This window comes from Klebsiella sp. CN_Kp088, from assembly GCF_040064335.1.
In the GTDB taxonomy this organism is placed as follows: Bacteria; Pseudomonadota; Gammaproteobacteria; order Enterobacterales; family Enterobacteriaceae; genus Klebsiella; species Klebsiella aerogenes.
On the sequence record NZ_JBEAIQ010000022.1, the window covers coordinates 127,845 to 153,599 of the forward strand.

19 protein-coding genes are annotated in these 25,755 nt (G+C 56.5%); 7 read left to right on the forward strand and 12 right to left on the reverse strand.

The genetic code is table 11. The features are described from left to right. Positions 1 to 3: 3 nt before the first annotated feature. The 5 genes from ABLV08_RS12625 to ebgR form a co-directional block, all read right to left on the reverse strand. A complete protein-coding gene (locus ABLV08_RS12625) occupies positions 4 to 1,437 on the reverse strand; it encodes an amino acid permease (protein ID WP_015369594.1) in 1,434 nt (477 codons plus the stop codon). A gap of 229 nt (positions 1,438 to 1,666) precedes the next feature. Then, complete coding sequence (locus ABLV08_RS12630) at positions 1,667 to 3,100, reverse strand: amino acid permease (RefSeq protein ID WP_009485171.1); 1,434 nt, start codon at positions 3,098 to 3,100, stop codon at positions 1,667 to 1,669. Between the two features lie 94 nt (positions 3,101 to 3,194). Next, positions 3,195 to 3,644 (reverse strand): beta-galactosidase subunit beta, encoded by a 450-nt coding sequence (locus ABLV08_RS12635; protein ID WP_004900777.1) that lies wholly within the window; start codon positions 3,642 to 3,644, stop codon positions 3,195 to 3,197. Then, positions 3,641 to 6,733, reverse strand: coding sequence for a beta-galactosidase subunit alpha (gene ebgA / locus ABLV08_RS12640; protein ID WP_063421900.1), 3,093 nt, complete (start codon positions 6,731 to 6,733; stop codon positions 3,641 to 3,643). Before ebgA ends, ABLV08_RS12635 begins: the two co-directional genes overlap by 4 nt. A 283-nt stretch (positions 6,734 to 7,016) precedes the next feature. Further along, the gene (gene ebgR / locus ABLV08_RS12645) at positions 7,017 to 8,000 is read right to left on the reverse strand and encodes a transcriptional regulator EbgR (protein ID WP_009485173.1); all 984 of its coding nucleotides are present in this window, start codon (positions 7,998 to 8,000) and stop codon (positions 7,017 to 7,019) included. A gap of 207 nt (positions 8,001 to 8,207) precedes the next feature. Here ebgR and ABLV08_RS12650 point away from each other — a divergent pair, with 207 nt between their 5' ends. Beyond that, positions 8,208 to 8,540: a tRNA-binding protein gene (locus ABLV08_RS12650; RefSeq protein WP_348855907.1), complete on the forward strand. Its 333-nt coding sequence runs from the start codon at positions 8,208 to 8,210 to the stop codon at positions 8,538 to 8,540. 42 nt (positions 8,541 to 8,582) lie between these two features. On the opposite strand, the gene ygjG is transcribed toward ABLV08_RS12650, so the two are convergent. Together ygjG and ABLV08_RS12660 are read right to left on the reverse strand one after the other, a co-directional pair. Beyond that, a complete protein-coding gene (ygjG, locus tag ABLV08_RS12655) occupies positions 8,583 to 9,962 on the reverse strand; it encodes a putrescine aminotransferase (protein ID WP_020077886.1) in 1,380 nt (459 codons plus the stop codon). Positions 9,963 to 10,225: 263 nt separating this feature from the next. After that, positions 10,226 to 10,744, reverse strand: coding sequence for a PadR family transcriptional regulator (locus tag ABLV08_RS12660; protein ID WP_032712554.1), 519 nt, complete (start codon positions 10,742 to 10,744; stop codon positions 10,226 to 10,228). A gap of 229 nt (positions 10,745 to 10,973) precedes the next feature. Between ABLV08_RS12660 and ABLV08_RS12665 the strand changes: the two genes are divergently transcribed. Beyond that, entirely contained in the window at positions 10,974 to 11,747 is a 774-nt protein-coding gene (locus ABLV08_RS12665; protein ID WP_348855909.1) for a siderophore-interacting protein, read from the forward strand. 103 nt (positions 11,748 to 11,850) lie between these two features. Here ABLV08_RS12665 and ABLV08_RS12670 read toward each other — a convergent pair whose 3' ends face one another. The 4 genes from ABLV08_RS12670 to dhaK form a co-directional block, all read right to left on the reverse strand. Further along, positions 11,851 to 13,500, reverse strand: a complete 1,650-nt coding sequence (locus ABLV08_RS12670; RefSeq protein ID WP_348855910.1) for a glycerone kinase — start codon at positions 13,498 to 13,500, stop codon at positions 11,851 to 11,853. A gap of 74 nt (positions 13,501 to 13,574) precedes the next feature. Further along, on the reverse strand, positions 13,575 to 14,993 hold the full coding sequence (gene dhaM / locus ABLV08_RS12675; protein ID WP_348855911.1) for a dihydroxyacetone kinase phosphoryl donor subunit DhaM: 1,419 nt from the start codon (positions 14,991 to 14,993) through the stop codon (positions 13,575 to 13,577). 10 nt (positions 14,994 to 15,003) lie between these two features. Continuing rightward, the gene (gene dhaL, locus ABLV08_RS12680) at positions 15,004 to 15,636 is read right to left on the reverse strand and encodes a dihydroxyacetone kinase subunit DhaL (protein WP_007372179.1); all 633 of its coding nucleotides are present in this window, start codon (positions 15,634 to 15,636) and stop codon (positions 15,004 to 15,006) included. 10 nt (positions 15,637 to 15,646) lie between these two features. Continuing rightward, positions 15,647 to 16,717, reverse strand: a complete 1,071-nt coding sequence (gene dhaK, locus ABLV08_RS12685) for a dihydroxyacetone kinase subunit DhaK (RefSeq protein WP_020077889.1) — start codon at positions 16,715 to 16,717, stop codon at positions 15,647 to 15,649. A gap of 556 nt (positions 16,718 to 17,273) precedes the next feature. Here dhaK and ABLV08_RS12690 point away from each other — a divergent pair. Together ABLV08_RS12690 and dhaR are read left to right on the forward strand one after the other, a co-directional pair. Beyond that, positions 17,274 to 18,371 carry a glycerol dehydrogenase gene (locus tag ABLV08_RS12690; protein ID WP_007372182.1) on the forward strand — a complete coding sequence of 366 codons (1,098 nt, stop codon included), beginning with the start codon at positions 17,274 to 17,276 and terminating at the stop codon, positions 18,369 to 18,371. A gap of 113 nt (positions 18,372 to 18,484) precedes the next feature. After that, complete coding sequence (dhaR, locus tag ABLV08_RS12695; protein ID WP_020077890.1) at positions 18,485 to 20,416, forward strand: dihydroxyacetone kinase operon transcriptional regulator DhaR; 1,932 nt, start codon at positions 18,485 to 18,487, stop codon at positions 20,414 to 20,416. A gap of 10 nt (positions 20,417 to 20,426) precedes the next feature. Here the strand turns inward: dhaR and ABLV08_RS12700 are convergent, their stop codons facing one another. Beyond that, the gene (locus ABLV08_RS12700) at positions 20,427 to 21,122 is read right to left on the reverse strand and encodes a helix-turn-helix domain-containing protein (RefSeq protein WP_015369605.1); all 696 of its coding nucleotides are present in this window, start codon (positions 21,120 to 21,122) and stop codon (positions 20,427 to 20,429) included. Between the two features lie 516 nt (positions 21,123 to 21,638). Here ABLV08_RS12700 and ABLV08_RS12705 point away from each other — a divergent pair. The 3 genes from ABLV08_RS12705 to ABLV08_RS12715 all read left to right on the forward strand — a co-directional run bounded on the left by ABLV08_RS12705 (position 21,639) and on the right by ABLV08_RS12715 (position 25,693). Continuing rightward, complete coding sequence (locus ABLV08_RS12705; protein WP_015369607.1) at positions 21,639 to 23,327, forward strand: arylsulfatase; 1,689 nt, start codon at positions 21,639 to 21,641, stop codon at positions 23,325 to 23,327. A 71-nt stretch (positions 23,328 to 23,398) separates the two neighbouring features. Next, positions 23,399 to 24,661, forward strand: coding sequence for an anaerobic sulfatase maturase (locus ABLV08_RS12710; RefSeq protein WP_015369608.1), 1,263 nt, complete (start codon positions 23,399 to 23,401; stop codon positions 24,659 to 24,661). A gap of 36 nt (positions 24,662 to 24,697) precedes the next feature. Continuing rightward, complete coding sequence (locus tag ABLV08_RS12715; protein WP_348855912.1) at positions 24,698 to 25,693, forward strand: HAD family hydrolase; 996 nt, start codon at positions 24,698 to 24,700, stop codon at positions 25,691 to 25,693. The last annotated feature ends 62 nt before the right edge of the window (positions 25,694 to 25,755 follow it).

The following is a 25,755-nucleotide window of genomic DNA, read 5'->3' on the forward strand; positions in this document are numbered from 1 at the left end:
TATTTAAGAGGTATGGGAAGCCGGAGCCGCTTCTATTTGTTGTTGTTCCTGGGTTAATCCTTTGACGTATCTGCTGTATTTCCACCACGCGAAGCCAAGGAAAATCACGATCCCGCCGACGTTGTAGAAAATGATGGTCAGGATGTTGCCGCCGGTTGGGAAGGTTGAGGCGACGAAACCGATGGCGAAAATCACAATCAGCATGGATACCACCACGATGCCGGTAGTACGCGAGCCCATGCGGAAATCGCGCGGCAGATGGTCGAGCTTGCGGCGCAGGTTGAGGTAGGCCAGCATGATGAACAGCGGCGGCAGCATGGAAGCGGCGGCGGTCATGTTGATGATGGTGTTCATCAGATCCTGCACGGTGTTGGATCCCAGCGTCGGGATAATCATCAGCGGAATGACGATCAGATACTGGATCCAGGCCGCGCGCGCCGGGACGCCGTTCTCATTGAGCTCGACGGTTTTCTTACCAAAGATGCCGGAGGGGATTTCCGAGAAGAAAATTTTAACCGGGGTGGCGGTCCACATCAGCAGCGAGCCAAACATCGCGGTAAACGAAACGAGGCCGACGAAGCGGTTCATCAGAATTTCCGGCAGGCCAAAGTAAGCCGCCAGGCCGTGGAACACCTGCACCGATCCGCCGGTAAACTTCAGCTCTTTACTGCTGACGAAGACGTTGATCAGCACGGAGGAGATCGAGTACAGCACGCCGATGAAGATCCCGGCGAGGATGATCACTTTGACGAAGGATTTCGAGCCGCCTTTCACATCGTTGACGTATACCGCCACCGATTCCGCGCCGCCCGCCGCCATAAAGATCCACGTGGTAATACCAAGGAACGCCCAGTTGAAGTTAGGGATCATCGCCTCGACGGTGATCGGATCCGCTGGCTGCACGCCGCCCACCAGCGCGGTACCGGCCAGCAAAATATAGGAGAGCGTCAGCAGCAGCATCAGCGATGAGGTAACGGAGGTGATAGGCCCCAGCATTTTCGCGCCGTTGGTGGAGATCCAGGTGGAGAAAGCGAACAGCGCCATGCTCAACACGGTGGTGGCGAACGGCGTCAGAATGTATTCGTAGCCGAGGAAGGCGTAAGAGGCATAGGCGATCACGCGCGGCAGCAGCGAGGTGAAGAAAAACAGGTTTACGAACCAGTAGGTATAGGCGGTGATAAACGCCCAACGGCCGCCGAGCGAACTCTTCACCCAGGCGTAAACCCCGGCCTCGGAGTTTTTATTCAGTGACACGAACTCGGCGATAATCAGGCAAAACGGAATGAAGTAGAACAGGGTAGCGAGGAAGAACATCGGCGCCGACGCCAGCCCCAGTTCGATGTTGTTGTTGATGACGTTATTGAAACTGTAAACGGCGGCAAAGGTCAGCGATAACAGGCCAAACTTGCCGATGGTATTACGTTTAGTATCAGACATAACACATCTCCACACATTGTCCTTCAGAGGGTCGCTGAAGGGGGTTGTGTTGTTTATAGGGTAGAGGTAGTTAAGAATTAATGTCGATTTTAGTAAAAGTTTTAGTAAATAGAAGTAAAGAAACCGAATAGCTTTAACTCGATCACGAAAAAGGTTGAGTAATACGTAATCAGGCGAGGGATAAAAAAATCCCGCCAGTCGCTGAGGCGCTGACGGGACGACAGGAACGTTATTTACCGGCGGCGGCAGCGTTAACCGGCGCCGCGGCGCGCAGACGTTGCTGCTTTTTTTCAAAGCGGGTGATCCACCACCACGCCAGGCCGGAGAAGACCGCGGTCATAAAGACGTTGATAAAGAAAGCGTTAACCAGATCGACGCCCGGCGGGAAGGCGGAAGCGGTCATGCTAACCACGAAAATCACTATCAGCATCGATACCACGCTCATGCCCACTTTCCTTGAGCCCATACGGAAGTCGCGCGGCGTGTCATCGTGTTTCCAGCGGAAGACGAAGTAGGCGGCCATGATGAACAGCGGCGGCAGCATGGCGGTGCCGGCGGTGAGATTAATGGCGGTGTTCATCATCTGCTGCACGCTGGCGGAACCGAAGCCGTTAACAATCAACATCAGGAAGACGAACAGGAACTGCCACCAGGCGGCGCGTACCGGCACGCCGTGAGCGTTCAACTCGGTGGTTTTCTGGCCGTAGATACCTTTCGGGATTTCCGAGAAGTGGATTTTGACCGGCGCGGCGGTCCACATCATCATGCTGCCGAAGATGGCGATAAACAGAATGATGCCGACGAAGCGGCCCATCAGCGCTTCAGAAATGTGGAAGTAGGCGCCGAGACCGGTAAAGATTTCCACCATTCCGCCGGCGTAGGTCAGGTTTTCACGGGCGACAAAGACGTTAACCAGCAGCGAACCTAAGGCATACATACCGCCAATCAGCACCCCGGCGGTGATGATGACTTTAATAAAGGATTTCTGCCCGCCCTTGGTGTCGTTGAGGTAGGCGGCAACGGTTTCCGCGCCGCCAGCGGCCTGGAAAATCCAGCACATGATACCGAGCGTCGCCCAGTTGATGGTCGGCTCCATCGCCGCCAGGGTAATCGGCTGCGCCGGGACGTGACCGGAACCCAGTGCGGTCAGCGCGCCGACGACGTAAATCGCGAACAAAGCGAACACGCCGTAGGCCACGCATTCGGAAATTTTACCCAGCCAGGTCGCCCCTTTGGTGGATATATGGGTGGCCATGGCGAACAGCACGATGGAGATAAGCGAGGTCACCATCGGCGAGAAGGGGATCGCGTACCCGGTGATCGCGTATGAGGCGTAGGCCACTACGTTCGGCAACAGCGAGAGGAAAAAGAACAGGTTCACAAACCAGTAGAGGAAGGAACCAAGATAGGCGGCGCGGGTACCCAGCGGCTGCTTCAGCCACGCGTACATCCCGGATTCGGAGTGTTTATTGGCCGAGACGAATTCGGCGATGATAAACACGAACGGGATAAAGTAAACGATAGTGGCGAATAAGAAGATAGGCGCGGAACTGAGACCTAACTCGATGTTATTATTGACGATATTTCGCACGTTAAAGACGGCGGTAAAGGCCATCGATAGCAGCGCGAACTTGCCGATTTTGGCACGTACAGACTCGGACATACGTCCTCCAATCATTCATCTACCCGTCTTAGCGGGCTGGAACCGAAAGGCCAACGGGCGTACCCGTTGACCTCCCTTGTCGCTTAACGCGGGTTTACTTATTGAGGAAGTATCCGTCTTCAACCGTGACTCGCAGCACCACTTTTTTTACCGGCGCATCGCAGATAAAGCGGTAGGCTTCGTCGATATCGCAAATCACCATCTGCCCTTCGTGAACCTTCACCGTTTCACCGATCCCTTTCAGGTACTCGCGATCGGTTTCGTCGCGGTAGCAGGCCACGGTTTGCAGATTTTCTTTGGCGGCAAACTCGATTTTCTGCTGCCCTTGCAGGTAATAGTGCACCTCAAAGTAGCGGCGGTTACCGACAAATAGCGCGTCGGTCGTACTATCGGTTTCCACCCGATAGGAGAGCGAATCGCCAATGGAATGCGCCACGCCCGGGCGGATGTTGTCGATGTTATTGATGGCTTCCACGCAGCGCTGCCATTTGCGGCCGCTATGATAAACCTGCTTAAACTGTTCTAAATTATCGAGAATTCTCATTGTTCAGCCTCGCTGTGTGCAACGGGGGAAAAGAAACCGGCGCCGAAGCTATGGTTCGCCAGTACCTGCGAGGTGCCGCATCCGCCCTCCAGCGGCAGCAGCGTAAAGCCATAGTTGAAGGTGTTGAGCCAGACGCGCCAGCTATCCAGCACTTCGCTGCCCCAGGAGTTGGAGCCGAGGCCGAGTAGTTGCGCATCGATATTCAGGGTGATGTCATCGCTGCGCTGCAGTTCGTTGCAGTGCTGGGCGGCGTGCAGGTTTTCTGCCGTAAAGTGCCATGCGCTGACGTTGAGCGGATTGCGCGGAACGACCAGCAGACCGCTGCCGTGGCGGTCGCTGAACGATGCCCAGCGCACGTGCTGACGATTAGCGTTGTTCTGCGGGAATGGATAATTGACGAACATATCGTCGACGGTGGTATGCCAGATATCAATGATGTTGCTTTGCTGGCTGTCGGCGTAGTTCTCGCCCGGCCCGCGGCCGTAGTAGTTCACCTGGTCGAACTCACCGTTAATGCCCAGCATAAAGCCGATGCACGGGACAATGTGTGGATAGTCGCCGTAGCGCTCGCCGGCCAGCTCAACGTTGATGTGGCCCTGCGGGGTAATCTGCCAGCGATAGGTACAGCGCATACCGAAGTCGAACACCGGCGGCGCAATCACGCTGCGGGTGGTGATGACCACCGTTTCGCCCTCTATTTCAGCGCTGAATTCGCGCAGATGCTCCTGCATTATCTGCAGGTGGGCCGGCTGCCACAGTCCTTCGTATTCCTGTTTATGGTTATCAATCATGGGCTTGAAGAAATTGATCTTCGGTTCGCGGGTTACCTGGTCGACGCCGTTGACCTGCCATTCGCTCAGTTTGCCGCTAACCTTGCTGAACACCACGCGGAAGTTATGGCCGCAGATGGTGTAGCTGAGGCGTTCATCGACAATCTGCAGCGGCGTGGCGCTGGCGTTTAACAGCGGGGTTCGCGCGGCGGTTCGCGCTTTAAGTGGGAACTGATAGACGGCGATATCGTGATTGGCTTCGCTATACGGAGTGCGCGAATCTTTGGTCACCATGATGTTGACGAAAGCCTCACGCTCGTCGAGCTGCGGCAGGACGATTTGCAGGTCGCGGCCGCTGTTCGGCGCCAGGTCTTTCACTTTCAGCAACTGACTCGAGAGCGTTTCGCCTTCGGCGCGCACTTCAACGCGCAGGGTGTAGTCATCGAGAGTGGAGAACCACAGTTTGTTTTCCACCCGCAGTTCGCCGCGGCAGATATCCCGTGCCTGTACTTTCACCGGGGCGATGACCTGCTTGTATTCGCGCAGGCCCGGCCCCGGCGTTTGGTCGGAGAAAATCAGACCATCGAGACAGAAGTTGTAGTTGTTCGGGTAGTCGCCATAATCGCCGCCGAATTTGTACCACACCGCGCCGTTATCGTCGCTGGCCTGAATCCCGTGGTCGCACCATTCCCACACGTAGTGGCCCTGGATACAGTCGTGCTGGTAAAAAACATTCTGATATTCAGTTAATCCGCCGGGACCGTTGCCCATCGCATGGGCGTACTCACAGATAATGCGTGGTTTTTCATGCGGATGCTCGCCAAATTCGTTCATCAGCGGCACGCGGGTGTACATGGTGGAGATGATATCCACCACCTCGGCGTCGCGATCCTCTTCGTAGTGCACCAGCCGGGTATCATCCAGCGCTTTGGTGGCGTGGTACATGGCGCGGATGTTGCAGCCATAGCCGGATTCGTTACCCAGCGACCAGATGACGATCGACGGATGGTTTTTCTGCGCGTGCACGTGGCGCACGATGCGCTCAACGTAGATGTGTTCCCAGGCCGGGTCGTCGGTGATGGCGCTGAGGTTGCCGACGTTGGCGAAACCGTGGGACTCCACGTCGGTTTCCGCCATCACGAACAATCCGTAGATGTCGCACATTTCATAGAAACGCGGGTCGTTCGGATAGTGAGCGGTGCGTACCGAGTTGATGTTGTGCTGCTTCATCAACAGCAGATCTTTTTCCACGCGATCCATGCCGACCGCGCGGCCTTTCAGATGGTCGTTATCGTGGCGGTTCACGCCGTGCAGCATTACGTAGCGGTTGTTGATGTAGAACAAGCCGTCACGCACTTTGATATCGCGGAAACCGACGCGCTGCGGAATGATTTCCAGCACCTCGCCGGCGGCGTTCTTTAACGTCAGCACCAGATGATAGAGATACGGGCATTCCGCCGACCACTGCTGCGGCGCGCTCACATCAATTGTGAAGCCGGTATTTAGCTGCTGGCTGACCTGCAGTTGACCGACGTTGCCCGAATAAAGCGCTTTTTCGCCGTCGAACAGGGTATATTCCAGCGTTGCCGCCGCCGTCTGCGGAGCCAGGTTTTCCAGCGTCAGCTGGCAGGAGAGGGTCGCGTCGATGTAGTCATCGTTAAAATCGGTGCGCACGGTGAAATCCTGCACGTGCAGCGGATTTTTCCCCACCAGATAGACGTCGCGGAAAATGCCCGCCGACCACCACATGTCCTGATCTTCAATATAGGTGGAGTCCGCCCACTGCATCACGCGCACGCACAGCAGGTTGTCGCCGGTTTTCACCGCCGCGCTGATATCGAACTCGGCGGTCAGGCGGCTGCCTTTGCTAAAGCCGATGTACTGGCCGTTAACGTAGACTTCGAAATAGGTTTCGACGCCATCGAATTTAATGATGGTTTGTTTGCCCTGCCAGCCGTCGCCGAGGGTGAACAGGCGCTGGTAGGCGCCGGTCGGGTTATCGGTCGGGACATAGGGCACGTCGATGGGGAAGGGGAAACCTTCGTCGGTGTACTGCAGCTGGCCGTGGCCTTCCATCTGCCACATGCCCGGTACGGTAATCGGCCCCCACTCGTTCTGATAGCATGAGGTAAAGCTCTCCGGTACCAGCAGCGGGTTGGTGAAGAAGCGGAAGTTCCACTGCCCGCTGAGGGACAGGAAGCGGCTGCTGGTTTCGCGGGCGAAGGTCCGCGCCTGGGCCAGTGAGTCGTAAGAGAAGAAATACGCCCGCGGCGGCAGCCTGTTTTCATGAGTGAGTTGAAGGTTTTCCCAGCGATTCATATCGCCTCCCTGAACGGCTTAATAAGATAAAACTCATTTTAGTAAAACTTTTACTAAATAAAATCGCCAGGGATGATTTACTTTAACTCGATCACAAAATGAACCGCTTTGTGTCGGGTAGCGGCTTCGCCTTACCCGACCTACAGAATGGCGTTCCGACCAGGCGCAGCGCCGCCGGGTAACAGGATGCGGGTAGCGGCTTCGCCTTACCCGACCTACGGAATGGCGTTCCGGCCAGGACCGGTAGCCCGGCCAAGCGCAGCGCCGCCGGGATGGGGTTGGATTAACGGGTGGTGCCGCGCAGCTTCAACACGCTGGGAACAAAAACGTTAAGCGGTAGGGCGCGGCCATCGCGGGCCTTCTCGATCAGCAGGTTCACCCCCTGACTACCCATCATTTCGGAGTGGATCCGCACCGTCGACAGCGGCGGGAAGGTAAAGCGCGCGGTGGGGATATCGTTGACGCTAATCAGCGAAATATCTTCCGGGATCGCCAGCCCGCGTTCGTGAATGGCGCGCAGCACGCCGATGGCGATGGAGTCCGAGGCGACAAACAGCGCCCGCGGAAACTCCGCTTGCGCCAGCATCTGCTTCGCCAGCTCATAACCCGACGAGCTGGAAAAACCGCCGCGCCAGATATCATCGGCTGAAACCACGCCCTTCAACTGGCCGTACTCCACAAACGCCACTTCGCGAATATCGGCCTTGCCGGGCTGGTCCTGGCCGCCGATAAATCCAATACGCGACGCGCCCTGCTGGATAAAGAAGTCGACCACCTCTTTAGCGATACGTACCAGGTCGATATCCACCGCATCGTACGGGCTGCCGGCTTCGTGGAAATCAATAAAGCAGATATTGTCGGTCAGCGCGCTGGCGGTCTCGCGCAGCTCGCGCGTCGGCTGGCCGATAATCAATACGCCGGTGACCTTTTTCAGCTCGGGCAGGGTGTTATTGAGATAGCAGTTGGTGAGCTCGATGGCGAGCTTTTCGCACTGGGTTTCAATACCGTGGCGAATGGCGAGATAGTAAGGGTCGTTAATTTCCAGCTCTTGCTGGTAGCTGTACAGCGCCAGGATATGATGGTGGCCGACGGGTAGGACCTGCGTTTTACGCGCGCTGCTGCTTTTATATTCAAGCTTCTCCGCAATTTCGAGAATGCGATGCTTGGTCTCTTCTTTCACGTTCAGGGTGGGATCGTCGTTTAACACCCGGGAAACCGTCGCCAGCGAAACACCCGCTTCGGTCGCAATGTCTTTTAGCGTTGCCATCTTTTTCCTTTATCGGACGTTGCCCATGTTTGCCCATCTATTGTAAAGCAAGCGTCGCGTCCTGCACCTTATTTCAGTAAAAAACGCCTGCGCGCGAGGGCTGTTTTCCCCGGCGATAGCGTGACAGAAGTAGCATTATTATCAGCATTATGCAGACGAACGGCAAAAACTTGCTATCTTTTAGTAAAAATTTACTGGAGGTGAGAGATGGATACTGTAGCTTACGCTGATTTTGCCAAACTGGAGATGCGCGTCGGCAAGATTGTCGAGGTGAAGCACCATGACAATGCTGACAAACTGTACATCGCGCGAATTGATGTCGGCGACCGCACGCTGCAGACGGTCACTAGCCTGGTGCCCTACTACAGCGAAGAGGAGCTGCTGGGGAAAACGGTGGTGGTGCTGTGTAATCTGGCGAAAGCCAAAATGCGTGGCGAAACTTCTGAGTGCATGCTGTTATGCGCGGAAACCGAGGATGAAAGCGAAAGCGTGCTGTTGACGCCGGAACGCGTCATGCCGGCGGGCGTGCGGATTGTATAACGTGAAAAGACCCTCTCCCGATGGGAGAGGGTCGGGTGTGAATTATGTCTCTTCGACCGAAATGCGCAGTGCCGCCAGCGCTTTGCGAGCCGCCTTCAGCACCTGTTCGCACTGTTCGAGGGTGAGCGTCAGCGGCGGTTCAACGCGGATCGTCTTGGCGTTGTTTAACGTCCCGGCGACCAGCACCCGCTGTCTGAACATCTCGCTGGCAAAGTTGTAGCCAATCTCGTTATCGACAAACTCAATAGCCATCAACATGCCTTTCCCGCGGACTTCATTCACCAGATCCGGATATTCGCGCGCCAGTTGACGGAAGCCGTCCAGCAACAGATCGCCTTTCTGCTCAGCCTGCGCCGGCAGGTTCTGTGAGAGCAAGACGTTGATCGTCGCCAACGCCGCCGCGCAGGCCAGCGGGTTGCCGCCGAAGGTGGTGGTGTGCAGGAATGGGTTATCGAACAGCACCGAGAAGACCTCTTCCGTCGCTACCGTCGCGCCGATCGGCATTACGCCGCCGCCGAGCGCTTTAGCCAGACACAGAATATCCGGCTGCACGTTTTCATGCTCGCAGGCGAACATCTTGCCGGTGCGGCCCATGCCGGTCTGTACTTCGTCGAGGATCAGCAACGCGCCAAACTCGTCGCACAGTTTACGGACCGCCGGTAGGTAACCCGCCGGCGGCAGGATCACGCCGCCTTCGCCCTGGATAGGCTCAAGGATCACCGCCGCGACGTCATCGCCGGTTTTTTTGCACTCGCTCAGTATGGAACGCATGGCGTTGATATCACCGAACGGCACGTGACGGAAGCCCGGCAGTAGCGGCATAAACGGTTTGCGGAAGGTCGATTTCGCGGTGGCCGACAGCGCGCCCAGCGATTTACCGTGGAACGCGCCGCTGGTAGCGACGAAGGTAAATTTGCCGCGCGGAGACTGATAGGCTTTTGCCAGCTTCAGCGCCGCTTCCACCGATTCCGTGCCGCTGTTGCAGAAGAAACTGTATTTGAGCTTGCCGGGCGTTAAGGCCGCCAGCGTTTTCGCCAGCATCGCCCTTAGCGGGTCCAGCAGCTCCTGGCTGTGAAGCGGTTGTTTCGCGAGTTGATTTTCGACGGCGGATACCACAACTGGATTACGGTGCCCTACATTGAAGATGCCAAACCCACCAAGGCAGTCGATAAACTCCTGTCCCTGGGTGTCGACAAGCGTATTTAACCCTCCCGCTTGCCACTCTACGGCTCCGTAATCCCCGCCGGCTGTGACCGATTTTCTATACTCCAGAAACCCCGGGTTCACATGTTCTTTAAAGTATTCTCTCACCTCCTGGTTCAGTGCTTTCATTTCGTCATGGGAGAGCGATTGCTTCTCAATGAGATTCAGTGCGTGCGCGCTGCAGGCCAGAGCCGATGCGCTGGAAGGTAACCTGTTCAAAATGTGCTCCTGGGGGGGCGTATCACATGATACTGAATTAAGTATTGCAGGGATTACGCCAGCCTGGCAGCGACGATGAAAATCGGGATAAACGCAAAGTTAAGGCGCAATTGTGCGAAATTTAATCTCATAACTTAAATATTGGCACGTTTTATTCCTGAGGCTGCAAGATAAACTGCCGTTGGGGTGTGAAGCGGTATGACGTGGGGTGGTGCAGGCCGCTGCGTGATGGAGCAGCCTGGGAACCATTGTGGTGCGAGAGGTTAATCGAGTTGGGAGATTTCCATCGCCGCGCGGTCAATTACGCCGATGATCTGTTTCAACTGCGCGTCGCTGATGCTCTGCTGGTTGACCTTCAGGTCCAGGACCGCTTTAAAGTTTTCCAGCGCGCGTTTCATCTGCGGATTTTTGCGCAATTCGCAGCCGACCATGCGTTCCTGCAGGCGCGTCTGAATTTGGCTTAACTGCTCGCCGCTTTCGGCGCACAGGCGGCGTCCCTCTTCGGTGATAGCGATTTTTTTACGCCCATTTTCCTCTTCTACGCTAATCAATCCCTGATCCTGCAGCAGGTCGAGCGTCGGGTAGATAACGCCGGGGCTGGGGCTGTAATTGCCCTGCGTCAGCGCCTCAATCTCTTTAATCAGCTCATAGCCGTGGCTGGCGTTGCGCGAAAGGATATCGAGGATCACCAGGCGCAATTCGCCATGGCCAAAGAAACGCTGGCGGCGTCCGCCGCCGCGACGGCCCTGTTCGCCGTGGCCTTCTTCGTGATGATGTCGCATCAGTTCTCCTGCATATTTTTGATATATCTAATTTATATCTAAATAGTAAAAAAAGACAATGTATAATTTATAATTGATTGATATTAATTGGTTTATTGTTGTTTTTAGCTTTGATGAAGCTTTCCTGTAATTTATATCAAAAAAAACTTGCCATTTTCATTAATGGCAATCATTATCATTTGCACTGAGTTTAGATATATCTATTTACCCTTCACCAAGGCGATGACGGATGACAATAATCAATCAAACTAAATACCCGCAGCGCGTGCGTAACGAACTACGTTTTCGCGAATTAACCGTGCTGCGCATTGAGCGTATCGGCCAGGCGTTCCAGCGGATCGTGCTGGGGGGCGAGGCGCTGGATGGCTTTGTTTCACAAGGTTTTGACGACCATACCAAACTGTTTTTCCCGCAGGCGGGCAGCGTATTTACACCGCCGGAAGTGACCGATGAAGGCATTAACTGGGGCGAGGGCGTGCGCCCGGCGACCCGCGACTACACGCCGCTGTACGATGCCGAACGCCACGAGCTGGCTTACGATTTTTATATCCACGATGGCGGTATTGCCAGCCGCTGGGCGCTGGAAGCGCAAGTGGGTGATACGCTGGTGATCGGCGGGCCGCGCGGCTCGCTGGTGGTGCCGGAAGATTACGCCTGGCAGCTTTATGTCTGTGACGAGTCGGGCATGCCGGCGCTGCGCCGTCGCCTGCTGGGATTACGTCAGCTGCCGGTGACGCCGCAGGTGACGGCCATCGTCACCGTCGCGGATGCTTCGTATAAAGATTATCTGGCGGATCTCGACGGCTTTAATATCGAATGGGTGGTAGGCCACAACCCGGCGTTCGTCGCCGAGCGGCTGGCGCAGGTTAAGGTGCCGTCAGAAGATTATTTTATCTGGCTGACCGGAGAAGGCGGCGTGCTGAAATCGCTGCTGGCGCGCTTTGAGGTGCCGAGTATCGATCAGCAACTGGTGCGTTCGCAGGCGTACTGGCATAGCAAATAATCGGCAGTGTGGTAAACCCGGATGGCGGCGCGTTGCGCCTTCTCCGGGCTACCTTTCAATGGTGTTATGTCGCCCCGGTAAGCGCAGCGCCACCGGGTGAGGCTTAGTGTTCTGCCAGCGCCTTAAACACCATCGCCACCGCGTGGGCGCCGGGGTCCATATTGCCGAGCAGGCTCTCGCTGTTGAGATAGGAGGCGCGTCCGGCGCCGGCTTTGCTCGACTGGCAGGTGCGATCCGCGCCGGCCTGCGCCGCGACAAAAGCGGCCTGCAGATTATCCGGTTCGGCCAGCAGCGCCGCCAGCGCCGGCTGTAGAGCGTCAATCATTGTCCGGTCGCCCTCATCGGCGCCGCCGTAAAATTTCATCTGCCCCAGACCGGCGTTCAGCGCTTCCGCCATGCTGGCGCCTTGCTCCAGCTTCTGCCCGGCGGCGGTGAAGAAAATCGACATCAATACGCCGCTGGAGCCGCCCATCACTACCGTCAGGCGTTCGCCAATTAGCGCGAACAGCGTGGGTAAATCATTTAACGGCAGTTGCTGGCGTTGCAATAGAGCGGCAATCTCACGTGCGCCAGCGGCGAAAGTGGAGCCGGTATCGCCGTCGCCCACTTTGGCGTCAAGCGCGTTGAGATGGTTTTCGAGGCCGGAGAGGGTGCTGGTCACCTGCGCCACGTAATCGCCAACCTGCGGGTTGGCCGATGGCGTAAAGGAGACGCGTGCGCTGGCGAGCGCGGACGGCATGATATTAACGGCCCGTGGCTGCACCGGCTTCTGCCAACTGGCGGTTTCGACATCCGACAGCAGCGCCTTTTCGATGCTCTCTTCCAGCACGATAGTGGTCAGCGAAAAGCCTTTCATATCCAGCGCCGTTACCAGCGAAGCCGGGCCAATCAACCAGTCAACGCGTGCATGGAGTGGGGTATTGGCCAGCTCGCGGGTCAGAATCGCCATCTCGGCCACCGACACGCCGCCGAGGTTATTGAGCATCACCGCCAGGCGGCCGGTTTCAGGTAGGGCGGCGGTCAGCTTCTCTACCATAATCTGCATGATTTCAGCGCTGTTATGGGTCGCGATCGTCGAAGCTCCTGGCTCGCCGTGGATGCCCATCCCCAGCTCGGCGTGGCCGGGCTGATGGCGCGGCGCGCTTTCCGCTTCCTGCGGCAGGTGACAGCTGGCCAGCGCCACCCCGATGCTGGCGGTATGGTTGGCGGCGTATTGCGCTTCACGCAGGACGGTGGCGAGGTTGAAGCCGCGCTCGGCGAAATAGCCCGCTACCTTATGCACCAGAATAGTCCCGGCGATGCCGCGCGGCTGTTTATTATCCGGCAGCGAAATATCGTCGCCGACGATCAGCATCTCTACGTTATAGCCAAGACGGCGCGCTTTCTCCGCCGCGAGGCCGAAGTTAAGCCGATCGCCGGTGTAGTTTTTGACGATCAGCAGACAGCCCGCCTCGCCGGTCACCGCCTGAATCGCGGTGAGTACCGCATCGACGCTCGGCGAGGCGAACAGATCGCCGCAGACCGCGGCGGTCAGCATGCCTTTACCAATAAAGCCGACGTGCGCCGGTTCATGGCCGGAGCCGCCGCCGGAAATCACCGCCACGTTGTTTTTATTCAGATCGCGGCGTACCACTACACGGATCGCCGGGTCGCTCTCCAGCCTGGCGAGGTTGTTCCACGGGCTGGCAATAATGGTTCCCTCGATCACGTCGTTAACGAGGCTGACGCGCTGGTTAAAAAAGAATTGAGACATAGTGGTTCCTGATCAGTAAGCGAAAACTCACCCTCCGGAGGCGGGCCTCCGGAGTGGTAACGGTCAAAGTGGATTTAGCGACGAATAAGACGTTGCTGACGCATATCAAGCGTGATGGCTTCGCCAGGCTGAATATCATTCAGCGCTTCGCCCTGCTGGCATAGCCAGGCGATCCCCGCCGCGCGGGCGATAATCGCGCCGTGGGCCTGTTCGCTGCCGTCGCGCAGGCACAGACCGGTGACCTTGCTGGCATCCAGTTGGAGTACGGTCGAGGGATAAATATTGTCGGCGATAATAATCGTCGGCTCACTGGCGAATGGCAGCGTCTCCTTTATACCCTGCAGATGGCGCAGCGTGCGCTGCAGAATATCGTCGACATCGATATAACGGGCCTGCAGATAGGCGTCATCCAGCTGACGATACTGCTGGCTGAGCTCCATCAGCACCTGATGCCACGCCCATTCCGCCGAGCACTGTTCGGTGAGCAGGCGATCGTTGGCGGCATCAAACAGATCTTCATCGTCGAGCAAGGTGTGATGACCGGCGAAGATCGCCGCGATATCGGCGTTAAATTTGTTTTCCGCCAGCTCGGTGAGCGCATTGAGATCGGCCAGCGTCTGGTCGATCGCCTGGCGCAGGCGCTGCTGCTCGCGAGCAACGTCGGCGGCGGCGGGGAGCGCCGGTTGGATCGGCGCCAGCGGATAAAGCAGCGCCGCGCCTTCAACACGCGCAGGTATGGCGGGTTCCGCTGTCGGCTGCGCCTCCGGCGACTCGCCGAAGTTATCGGCGGCTAGCGCCTGAAACGCCGCCAGCGCCGCATCGGCGTCCGGACCGCGGGCCAGCAGGCGCAGCTTATCGTGGCGGCGCACCTGCAGCAGAGCGATTTGATTCAGACTGTCCGGGGTGACGCATTTGCCGTTTTTCTCCAGCACCAGGTCGGCGTGAAAACCCGCCAGCGCGGCGACCAGCTTTGATGCCGGACGCACGTGCAGGCCGTTGTGATTGTTAATAATGACTGAAACCGATTTAGCATCGCCGTCGTCAGCAAGCGTTGGGGCGGCGGCGTCAGGCGTGTGCGAAGGTAAACCCAGCTGAACCCGCTTGGCTTCCAGGGCGTTCATGGCATCGGCGATAACCTTGTCGATCCCGGCGCCGGAGGCGGCGCTGACGGTGGCCGCCAGCGTCCCTTCGACCAGCGGCGCGGCGCACAGCCGCACCTTTGCCGCCATCGCCGGATCGAGCAGATCGAGTGCGGTTTCGGCGCTGAGCAGGGCGCTGCCGATATCCATCATCACCAGTACATGGTCGGTATCGGCGACGGATTCGATCGCCTCCATAACTTTAATCGGATCGGTGCCGATTGGGTTGTCGGGATCGTCGATCCCGGCGGCGATCGCCAGCTTACAGCCATCGTTCATTAACATCTGCCGGGCCAGTTCTCCGACACCTTCACCCAGCCGGGCGCTATGAGAAACAATAACCAGGTTTACCATCGCGATTTCCTTACTCTTTGGCGGCGGCAGCCAGCATCTGAACCATAAACAGCACCGAGGTCGCGCCGGGATCCTGATGCCCGATGCTGCGCTCGCCGAGATAGCTGGCGCGGCCTTTACGGGCCTGCATGGTGATGGTGGCGTGGGCGGCGCGCTCGGCCACTTCGCAGGCGGCATCCAGCGCGGCAGGGATAGACAGATGTTGCTCGCTGGAATGACGCAGGGATTCCACCACCGGCAGCCAGACGTCGCACATCGTCTTATCGCCCGGCTCCGCTTTACCACGGTTGACGACGCCGTCCGCGCCTTCGCGGATCATCTGATAAAGCTCGTCGAGGGTCAGGCTCTGATGCGCCTGGGTGACCTGGGCGGCGCGGATAAAGAAGGTGCCGAACAGCGGGCCGCTGGCGCCGCCGACGTTGGAAAGCAGCGTCATCCCGGTATTCTTGAGAATAAAACCGATGTCTTTATCGGCGATCGACGGCAGCTTTTCGACGACTTTGCTGAAGCCGCGATGCATATTGAGGCCGTGGTCGGCGTCGCCGATCTCTTTATCAAGGCCGGTGAGAAAATCGCTCTGTTTGGTGAAAATGTCGCCGCAGCGGTACAGCCAGTCGACGATTTGCGTTCTGTTCAGTGACATGTCGTGCTCCTTATTTTCCCCAGTTCAGCGCCGGGGTATGGACCGGGGCGTCCCATAACGCCAGCGTGTCATCATCCGCTTTCAGCAGGGTGATGGAGAAACCCGCCATATCCAGCGAGGTGCAGTAGCTGCCGATGAGGTTGCGTTCAATCACAATGCCGGACGCTTCGCAGCGCTGGGCGAGGCGGTTGTAAACGCCGTACAGTTCAGAAAGCGGCGTGGCGCCGAGGTTATTGACCAGCGCGATAACCCGATCGCCGTTTTGCAGCGCGGTTTTGCTCTGTTTCACTTCCTGCCACGCTCCCTTGACGTTATCCCACTGGCGCAGCGTGCGGCTGTATGCGCCGTTTTCCAGCAGGGTATCGAACATCTCATCGACGGTTTGGTCGAGCGAGCTGAAGCGGCGGCGGTCGATACCCGGCTCGCCATGGATGCCGACGCCGAACTCCATCTCATCGTCTTTCAGGGTAAAGGAGGGCTGTCCGGCGGCCGGTACGGTGCAGGCGCCCAGCGCGATGCCAATCGAGTGACCAAGGTTATTTAAACGGCGGCCCAGTTCAGCGCAGGCTTCCAGCGAGTCGCCGCGTTCGGCGGCGGCGCCGACCAGTTTTTCAATCAGCACGGTATTGGCGACGCCGCGGCGTCCGGCGGTATAGAGGCTATCTTTTACCGCCACGTCGTCATCCACCACGACGGTGGTGACCTTAACGCCGCTTTCGTGCAGCAGCTCGGTGGCGGTCTCAAAGTTCAGGATGTCGCCGGTATAGTTTTTGATAATCAGCAGGACGCCTTCGCCGCCGTCAATCTGCATCGCGCATTCGAACATTTTGTCCGGCGTCGGCGAGGTGAAAATTTCCCCCGGACAGGCGCCGGAGAGCATGCCCTGGCCGATGTAGCCGCAGTGCATCGGTTCGTGTCCGCTGCCGCCGCCGGAGAGCAGCGCCACTTTGCCGGCGACCGGCGCATCAGCGCGGGTGACATAGACCGGGTCCTGGTGCAGCGTCAGTTCAGGATGCGCCTTCGCCAGGCCGATAAGCTGTTCACTCAGTACATCTTCCACACGGTTAATCAGTTTTTTCATTGTTTATGCTCCGTAGGGTAGGGAGAGGTCGCCTGTCTATAAGGGTAGCCCGGCGATGTAGTGATTCTGGCTGAGCGGGCGCAAAATAAAATGCCGTCAAAATGTGTTCCATAACGGAACGTAGAAAAGAATTTTTGTTCCTTTATGGAACATTAATTGCCGATAAACAGGAGAAATGCGAGCCAGCGCTAATAATTTGTCCGTTTTTTTCTGCTATCAGAAATGGGGCAAGGATGATTTTTTTCGCCATTGTGCCGCATTGAGGCGATTTTCTGCGTTAAAGAAGGGAGACGATAGCGGCTTTTTTGCCAAAATGAGCCGATCGCGATCGCAATCCCATCGCTTTCTCAGTCACATTGTTTCAATGTGAAACGCATTATTTTTTTATCTGTTTCAGAACAGAACAAAAAAGGGAAAAATTTTTTTCGCCGCGGCTCGCCCTACAGTGGATGCATCGCTCCGGCAGCGTGGCTGTAAGCGCCATTGATATCAGGCGCCGCGGCATGACGGCCTGGGCTCACGTGTCAACATACGCACTTATTTGAGGGTGAAAGGAATGCTAAAAGTTATTCAATCTCCAGCCAAATATCTCCAGGGACCTGATGCCGCCATGCTGTTTGGCGAATACGCTAAAAACCTGGCCGACAGCTTTTTTGTTATCGCCGATGACTTCGTGATGAAGCTGGCGGGCGACAAAGTATTGAACGGCCTGCATAGCCACAATATTAGCTGCCATGCGGAACGATTTAACGGCGAGTGCAGCCATGCGGAAATCAACCGCCTGATCGCCATTCTTAAGCAGCACGGCTGCCGCGGCGTGGTGGGTATCGGCGGCGGGAAAACCCTCGATACCGCGAAGGCGATCGGCTATTACCAGAAGCTGCCGGTGGTGGTGATCCCGACAATTGCTTCAACCGATGCGCCGACCAGCGCGCTGTCGGTTATCTACACTGAGGCGGGCGAGTTTGAAGAGTATCTGATCTACCCGAAAAACCCGGATATGGTGGTGATGGACACGGCGATTATCGCCAAAGCGCCGGTACGCTTGCTGGTGGCCGGGATGGGCGATGCGCTCTCCACCTGGTTTGAAGCCAAGGCCTGCTTCGATGCGCGAGCCACCAGCATGGCGGGCGGGCAGTCCACGGCGGCGGCCTTGAGCCTGGCGCGCCTGTGCTATGATACGCTGCTGGCGGAAGGCGAAAAAGCACGCCTGGCGGCTCAGGCTGGAGTGGTGACCGATGCGCTGGAGCGTATTGTCGAAGCCAACACCTATCTGAGCGGTATCGGTTTTGAGAGCAGCGGCCTGGCCGGCGCGCACGCGATTCACAACGGTTTCACCATCCTTGAAGAGTGCCACCATCTGTATCACGGCGAAAAAGTCGCTTTCGGCACCCTGGCGCAGCTGGTACTGCAAAATAGCCCGCTGGAAGAGATCGAAACCGTGATGGGCTTCTGTGAAAAAGTCGGCCTGCCGATCACCCTTGCCCAGATGGGCGTGAAAGAGGGTATCGAAAGCAAAATCCACGCGGTGGCGAAAGCCACCTGCGCGGAAGGCGAAACCATCCACAATATGCCGTTCCCGGTCACCGCGGATAGCGTCTACGCCGCCATCCTTACCGCGGACCTGCTTGGGCAGCAGTGGCTGGCGCGTTAAGTCTTTCACAAGGTTCTATGCCGCGGCGCATTGCGGCATCAACTCCTCCCTCCGGCAGCCGCTGCCGGAGGGTTTTGTCGTTTTAACTGTGTTAACTCCAGCGGAAAAGGGATATGACAGCTCAGACTCAGGGTGCGGAAAATGAAGTTTCAGCCGTTATCAGCCAGTCGTGGCATCGCTGCAGCAAATTTATGCAGCGTGAAACCTGGCAGGCGCCGCATCAGGCGCAGGGGCTGACCTTTGAATCGATCTGCCGTCGCAAAACCGCGCTGCTGACCATCGGCCAGGCGGCGCTGGAAGATGCGTGGGAGTTTATGGCCAACCGTTCCTGCGCGCTGTTCATCCTTGATGAGTCGGCCTGTATTCTGAGCCGCTGTGGCAATCCGCAGACCCTGGAACAGCTGGCGGAACTGGGATTTCGCGACGGCAGCTACTGCGCGGAGAGCATTATCGGCACCTGCGCGCTGTCGCTGGCTTCGATGCTCGGACAGCCGGTCAACACCGCGGGCGACGAGCACTTTAAGCAGGCGCTGCGGCGCTGGTCGTTCAGTTCGACGCCGGTGTTCGATAACCATGGCCGCCTGTTTGGATCGATTTCGCTATGCTGCCTGCGCGAAGAGTGGGCCCCGGCGGATCTGTCGCTGACGTTGGCCATCGCCCGCGAAGTGGGTAACTCGCTGCTTACCGACAGCCTGCTGGCGGAATCTAACCGCCACCTTAATCAAATGTACGGCCTGCTGGAAAGTATGGACGACGGGGTGATGGCGTGGAACGAGCAGGGAGTGCTGCAGTTTCTCAACGTGCAGGCGGCCACGCTGCTGCATCTCGATACCCAGGCCAGCCAGGGGCGGAATATCAATGAGCTGTTGACCCTGCCGGCGTTGCTGCGCCGCGCGATTAAACAGGCCCGCGGGCTTAATCATGTGGAAGTGACCTTCGAGAGCCAGCATCAGTTTATCGACGCGGTGATCACCCTGAAGCCTATCGTGGAAGAGCAGGGCAATAGCTTCATTTTACTGCTCCACCCGGTGGAGCAGATGCGTCAATTAATGACCAGCCAATTGGGCAAAGTGAGCCATACCTTCGAACAGATGTCGGCGGATGACCCGGAAACCCGTAGGCTGATCCACTTTGGCCGCCAGGCGGCGCGCGGCGCTTTCCCGGTGCTGCTGTGCGGCGAGGAAGGGGTGGGTAAAGAATTACTGAGCCAGGCGATCCATAACGAAAGCGAGCGGGCGCCGGGCCCATATATTTCGGTTAACTGCCAGCTGTACGCCGACAGCGTACTGGGCCAGGATTTTATGGGCAGCGCGCCAACCGACGATGAAAATGGCCGCCTCAGCCGCCTTGAGCTGGCCAACGGCGGCACGCTGTTCCTGGAAAAAATAGAGTATCTGGCCCCCGAGCTGCAGTCAGCGCTGCTGCAGGTGATAAAACAGGGCGTGCTGACGCGTCTTGATGCCCGGCGGCTGATTCCGGTGGATGTGAAAGTGATCGCCACCACCACCGTCGACCTCGCGAACCTGGTGGAGCAGAACCGCTTTAGCCGCCAGCTGTACTATGCGCTACATTCGTTTGAGATAGTCATTCCGCCGCTGCGGGCGCGACGCGGCAGTATTCCTTCGCTGGTGCATAGCCGTCTGCGTCGGCTGGAGAAACGCTTTTCATCGCGGCTGAAGGTCGATGACGACGCGCTGGCCCAACTGACCGCCTACTCGTGGCCGGGCAACGATTTTGAACTCAATAGCATTATTGAGAATATCGCAATGAGTAGCGATAACGGGCATATTCGCCTGAGCAATCTTCCCGAACATCTCTTCTCAACCCGGCCGGGTAGCGAGGCGTCCTCATCGCTACTGCCATCAAGTCTCTCCTTCAGCGCCATCGAGAAAGAGGCGATTATCCAGGCGGCGCGAGTGACCAGCGGTCGGGTACAGGAGATGTCGCAGTTGCTGAATATTGGCCGTACCACGCTGTGGCGCAAGATGAAGCTGTACGACATCGACGCCGGGCAGTTTAAGCGCCGGGGGCAGGATAAGAGTTAAGCCAACGGCGTTAATATTTTTCCGGCAGCTCGTTGACAATATCGACGAGCTCGCCGTTTTTCATCGTGATATAGCCGCCGTTTTTCAGATCGGAAAGTACCTGAAACAGATAGCTACGCGACATTTTTGTGCGTCGCAGGATAAAGTTCGCCAGGCTCGGGTCGTGTAATACGCCCTCATTTTTCTGCTTGAGATAGCGATAAATCATGGAGCGAATGACAAAATAGCGGGTGCCAATAGCTCTTTCGTCGTGCGCATCGAGCAAAAACGCCAGCGTGATGGCCATCATGTTCATCAGGAAGGTAAATTTATCGGGCTGGGTAAAATGTTTCTCAAAGTATTCGAGATTACAGCTGAACACTTTGACATTTTTTTTGGCGGTATAGTGCAGCTGAATACCCGGGCCATAACTTTCGACAATACCAAAAAACATTCCTTTGATGCCTTTGCCGACCTGAAACAACTTTTTCGCCTGGGTTTTCGCTTTTCCTGGGGCGAGAATAAAGTTGTGCTCCTGCATCTCAACGGCAATAACGCCCTCAAGAACAATAATAATCTCGCCTGTACTCAGGGTGAAAGACGTATCATCGGCAATCTGGCGTATATTACTGCTATGACTTAATGAGTCTATCGCCTTTATATTCTTTGAAATCATCTTATTATATTCATCGATGATGTGGGAATAGGGCGTTTGAATACGACTCATCTTCTCTCCGGGCTTAACTCTACCGCTTTATTACTCTTTGCTATTTTGCAGTGGCGATACTTTATATTTTAATGGCGCGGAATTACGCCTGATACAAAATATCTAAATTTAAAAGCTGGCGCCAGATAGCAGGCATCACTTTTAGAGTCCGTTAACGGACTGATCTATCGCTCTTTTTAAAACACTCACTTAGACTGTTTTAGTGGGTAGTTGGGCTTCTTTTTTTAGTAACTAAGAATCCACTTAAATATTGAATGATAATATTGCTTTTGCGGCGGGTTTCTTTAGCGAAACGGTGATAGTGATTCGCTTTGCATTAATTAAAAAATAAAACCAGAACCTGTGGATTTTTATTGCTTTCTCTACTTCACTTAAGCGGAATCGCCTCAGTAGCGACAACAACATTTGCCGATGTCGCTCATCTCATATTGAGACTTATCGAATCTGACAACGCCTGCCTGATATTAGCCAAATCGTAAGTTAAATCAGGCGCATGCTGAGCAATGAGGTTTGAAGATGAATAAAAAATACAAGGGTATCGGCGTGCTGGCTTTTGCCGCCGGTTCGTTATTACCCGGCGCGACGGCCAATGCCGCCGATCAAAATGCGGCTGGCCCCAGCGATGGTGCGGCAAAGAAGCCCAATATTATCCTGATCGTCTCTGACGATACCGGCTATGGCGACCTCGGCGTCTACGGCGGCGGCGAAGGCCGCGGTATGCCGACGCCAAACCTCGACAGAATGGCCGATGAGGGGATGACCTTTTTCGACTTCTACGGTCAACCGAGCAGTACGCCGGGCCGCGCGGCGATGCAGACCGGGCGCATTCCCAACCGCAGCGGTATGACCACCGTGGCTTTCCAGGGGCAGGGCGGCGGTTTACCGAAAGAAGAGTGGACGCTGGCCTCGGTACTGAAAACCGGCGGCTATAAAACCTTCTTTACCGGTAAGTGGCACCTCGGCGAAGCCGATTACGCGTTACCTAATGCTCAGGGCTACGACGAAATGAAATACGTCGGCCTCTACCACCTGAACGCCTATACCTATGCCGACCCGACCTGGTTCCCGGATATGGATCCGCAACTGCGTGAAATGTTTACCCGTGTCACCCGCGGCGCGCTCTCCGGCAAGGCGGGCGAAGCGCCGAAGGAAGAGTTCAAAATTAACGGCCAGTATGTGAATACCCCGGTCGTTGATGGCAAAGAGGGCGTGGTCGGGATCCCATTCTTCGACCGCTACGTCGAGAAGGCCTCGCTGGACTATCTCGAAGCAAACGCAAAATCTTCCGAACCGTTCTTCATGAGCATCAACTTTATGAAGAACCACCAGCCGAACATGCCGGATCCGGATTACGTCGGCAAGTCGATGTCGAAGAGCAAATACGCCGACTCGATGGTGGAAATGGATGCCCGCGTTGGCCATATCATGGATAAGCTGCGCGAGTTGGGGATCGATAAAAACACCCTTGTGGTATGGACCACCGATAACGGCGCCTGGCAGGACGTCTATCCGGATGCCGGCTATACGCCATTCCGCGGCACCAAAGGCACCGACCGCGAGGGCGGCAGCCGCGTTCCGGCTATCGCCTGGTGGCCGGGCAAGATTAAAGAGCACAGCCGTAACCACGATATCGTTGGCGGCCTCGATCTGATGGCGACCTTTGCTTCGGTGGCCGGGATTAAATTACCCACCAAAGATCGTGCCGGGCAGCCGATTATCTTCGATAGCTACGATATTTCACCGGTACTGTTTGGTACCGGTAAAGATCCGCGTACCTCCTGGTTCTACTTCACTGAAAATGAGTTGACCCCGGGGGCGGCGCGCGTCGGTCACTATAAGGCGGTGTTTAACCTGCGCGGCGATAACGGCGCGAAAACCGGCGGCCTGGCGGTGGATTCCAACCTCGGCTGGAAAGGGCCGGAGTCGTATGTCGCAACGGTGCCGCAGATTTTCGACCTCTGGCAGGATCCGCAGGAACGCTACGATATCTTTATGAACAACTATACCGAGCATACCTGGACGCTGGTGACCTTCAATGAAGCCATCACTAAGTTGATGAAAACCTACGTCGAGTATCCGCCGCGTAAGCCGCAGAGCGAAGCCTACAGTGGGCCGATTACCCTGTCGCAGTATCAACGCTTTAGTAATATCCGCGAGCAGTTACAAAAAGAAGGGTTCCAGTTGGCGATGCCGACCGGTAATTAAAATGACGTTGGCCCGGGCGAGATGTCCGGGCCTTTTGCTGTTGTGAGCATTCTAGAGATAGGTTCTGGTCGATGAAAAAAAGCACCACCATTCCATTAACGCCATTACAGAACCAGGGGCGCTATCTGCCCGCCTATAAACGCCGCTATCACATGATGGCGAAACCCAGCGGCTCCACCTGCAACCTGGACTGTCAATACTGTTTTTATCTGCATAAAGAGCAGCTTTTACATCAGCCGCACGACAAAGGAATGAGCGACGAGGTACTGGAGAATTTCATTCGTCAGTACATCCAAAGCCAGGACGGCGAAGAGATTATTTTCTCCTGGCAGGGCGGCGAGCCAACCCTGATGGGACTGGAGTTTTTCGAAAAGGTCGTTGAGCTGCAAAAGAAATATCAGCCGAAGCACCAGCGCATTGAGAACGATCTGCAGACCAATGGCGTGCTGATTAACGATAAGTGGGCCGCCTTCTTGAAGGCGCATAACTTCCTGGTCGGGGTATCGATCGATGGCCCGCGCGAGATCCACGATCGCTTCCGCGTGACGCGCAGCGGCAAGCCGACCTTCGATAAGGTTATGGAAGGGATCGCGGCACTGAAGCGCCACGGCGTGCCGTTCAACGCGCTGGCAGTCGTTAACCGGGTGAATGCCCGTTTCCCGCGCGAGGTATATCGTTTTCTTACCCGCGAACTCGGCGCCACCTATATCCAGTTTACGCCCTGCGTAGAGGCCGCCGAGTTTAAAACTACCGCGCCGCAGTTCTGGCGCGAAGAGACGATCCCCATCACCGGCAGCCGCCGGGCGAAACCGGGGGATCTGGATTCAATCGTCACTGACTGGTCGGTGGATCCGGACGATTGGGGGCATTTTCTGACCGAAGCTTTTGATGAGTGGGTGACCTGTGATCTGGGCCGCGTGCAGGTAAATTTGTTCGAAACCGCCGTGGTACAGACTATGGGGCTTCCATCCCAGTTATGCATCACCGCGCCGTTTTGCGGCAAGGCGCTGGCGATTGAGAAAAACGGCGACGTCTACTCCTGCGATCACTACGTCTACCCGGAATATAAGCTTGGCAATATTAAGGCGCATAAGCTGGCGCATATGGTCTTTTCCGAGCGGCAGAAAGTGTTTGGCATGGGCAAGAAAGAGACGCTGCCCGCCTACTGCAAAAGCTGCCCGCATCTGAATTTATGCTGGGGCGAATGCCCGAAAAACCGCATCGTGCGCGCCCCGGACGGCGAAGAAGGGCTCAATTATTTGTGTCCTGGCTTTCGCCATTTTTACGCGACGGTTAAACCGACGCTTGAGAAGATTGCCGCCATGCTGAAGTAGGTCTGGTTTTTGGCGGTGGAATAAGAAGGAAAAACAATGAAAAAAACAGTACTGCTCGGCATGGTGCTATTGAGCTTCACCAGCGCGGCAGCCACCGATATGCTGCCGGCATGGAAAGATACCCCTGCTAAACAGGCGATTGAGCAATGGGTGCAGGGGGCGACGCGTGAAGGCGGGGCGGACTTTATTCCGCTGGATAAGCGCTACGTGGTTTTTGATAATGACGGCACCCTGTGGCCGGAAGCGCCGCTGACTTTCCAACTACAGTTCGCGGTGGATGAAGTGAAACGGCTGGTGCCCGAACATCCGGAGTGGAAAAAGGATCCGCTGGTGGCGGCGGTACTGAACAACGATTTGAAAACGGTAGCGGCGGGCGGCGAAAAAGGGTTGCTCAAGCTGCTGGCGTTAACCCATAGCGGCATGACCACCGAAGAGTTTAGTCAGCGGGTCAGCGCATGGTTTGACAGCCATCAGGATAAACGTACCGGCTGTCGCTACGACCAGTTGGGATATCAGCCGATGCGCCAGTTGCTGGACTATCTGCGCGCCAATGGTTTTAAAACGTGGATCGTTTCCGGCGGTGGAATTGACTTCATGCGCGTGGTATCGGAGAAAATGTACGGTATCCCTCCGGAGCAGGTTATCGGTTCGTTCGCGCTCAGCGAATTTAGTCTGACGGACAATGGCACCCAGCTTCGCAAAACGATGAAAGGCGCATTTAATGATGACGCCGCGGCCAAGCCGGTGGCGATCCACCTGTTTATGGGTCAGCGCCCGGTTGCGGCTTTCGGCAACAGCGACGGCGATCTGGCGATGCTACAGTACACCGCAGCCAACCCGAACTATAAAACCTTCGAGCTGCTGGTACACCATACCGATGCGGCGCGGGAGTATGCCTACGACAGCCATCCTTCCGCCAGCGGCAAGCTGGTGAAAGGATTGACCGAGGCGAAACAGAAGGGCTGGACGGTTGTCGATATGCAGCAGGACTGGAAGACGGTATACGACCCGGCGCAGTGTCAGGCGAAATAAAAAACGCCGCCGGGCCGTCTGGTAGCCCGGATAAGGCGCAACGCGCCGCCTCCGGGAAAATC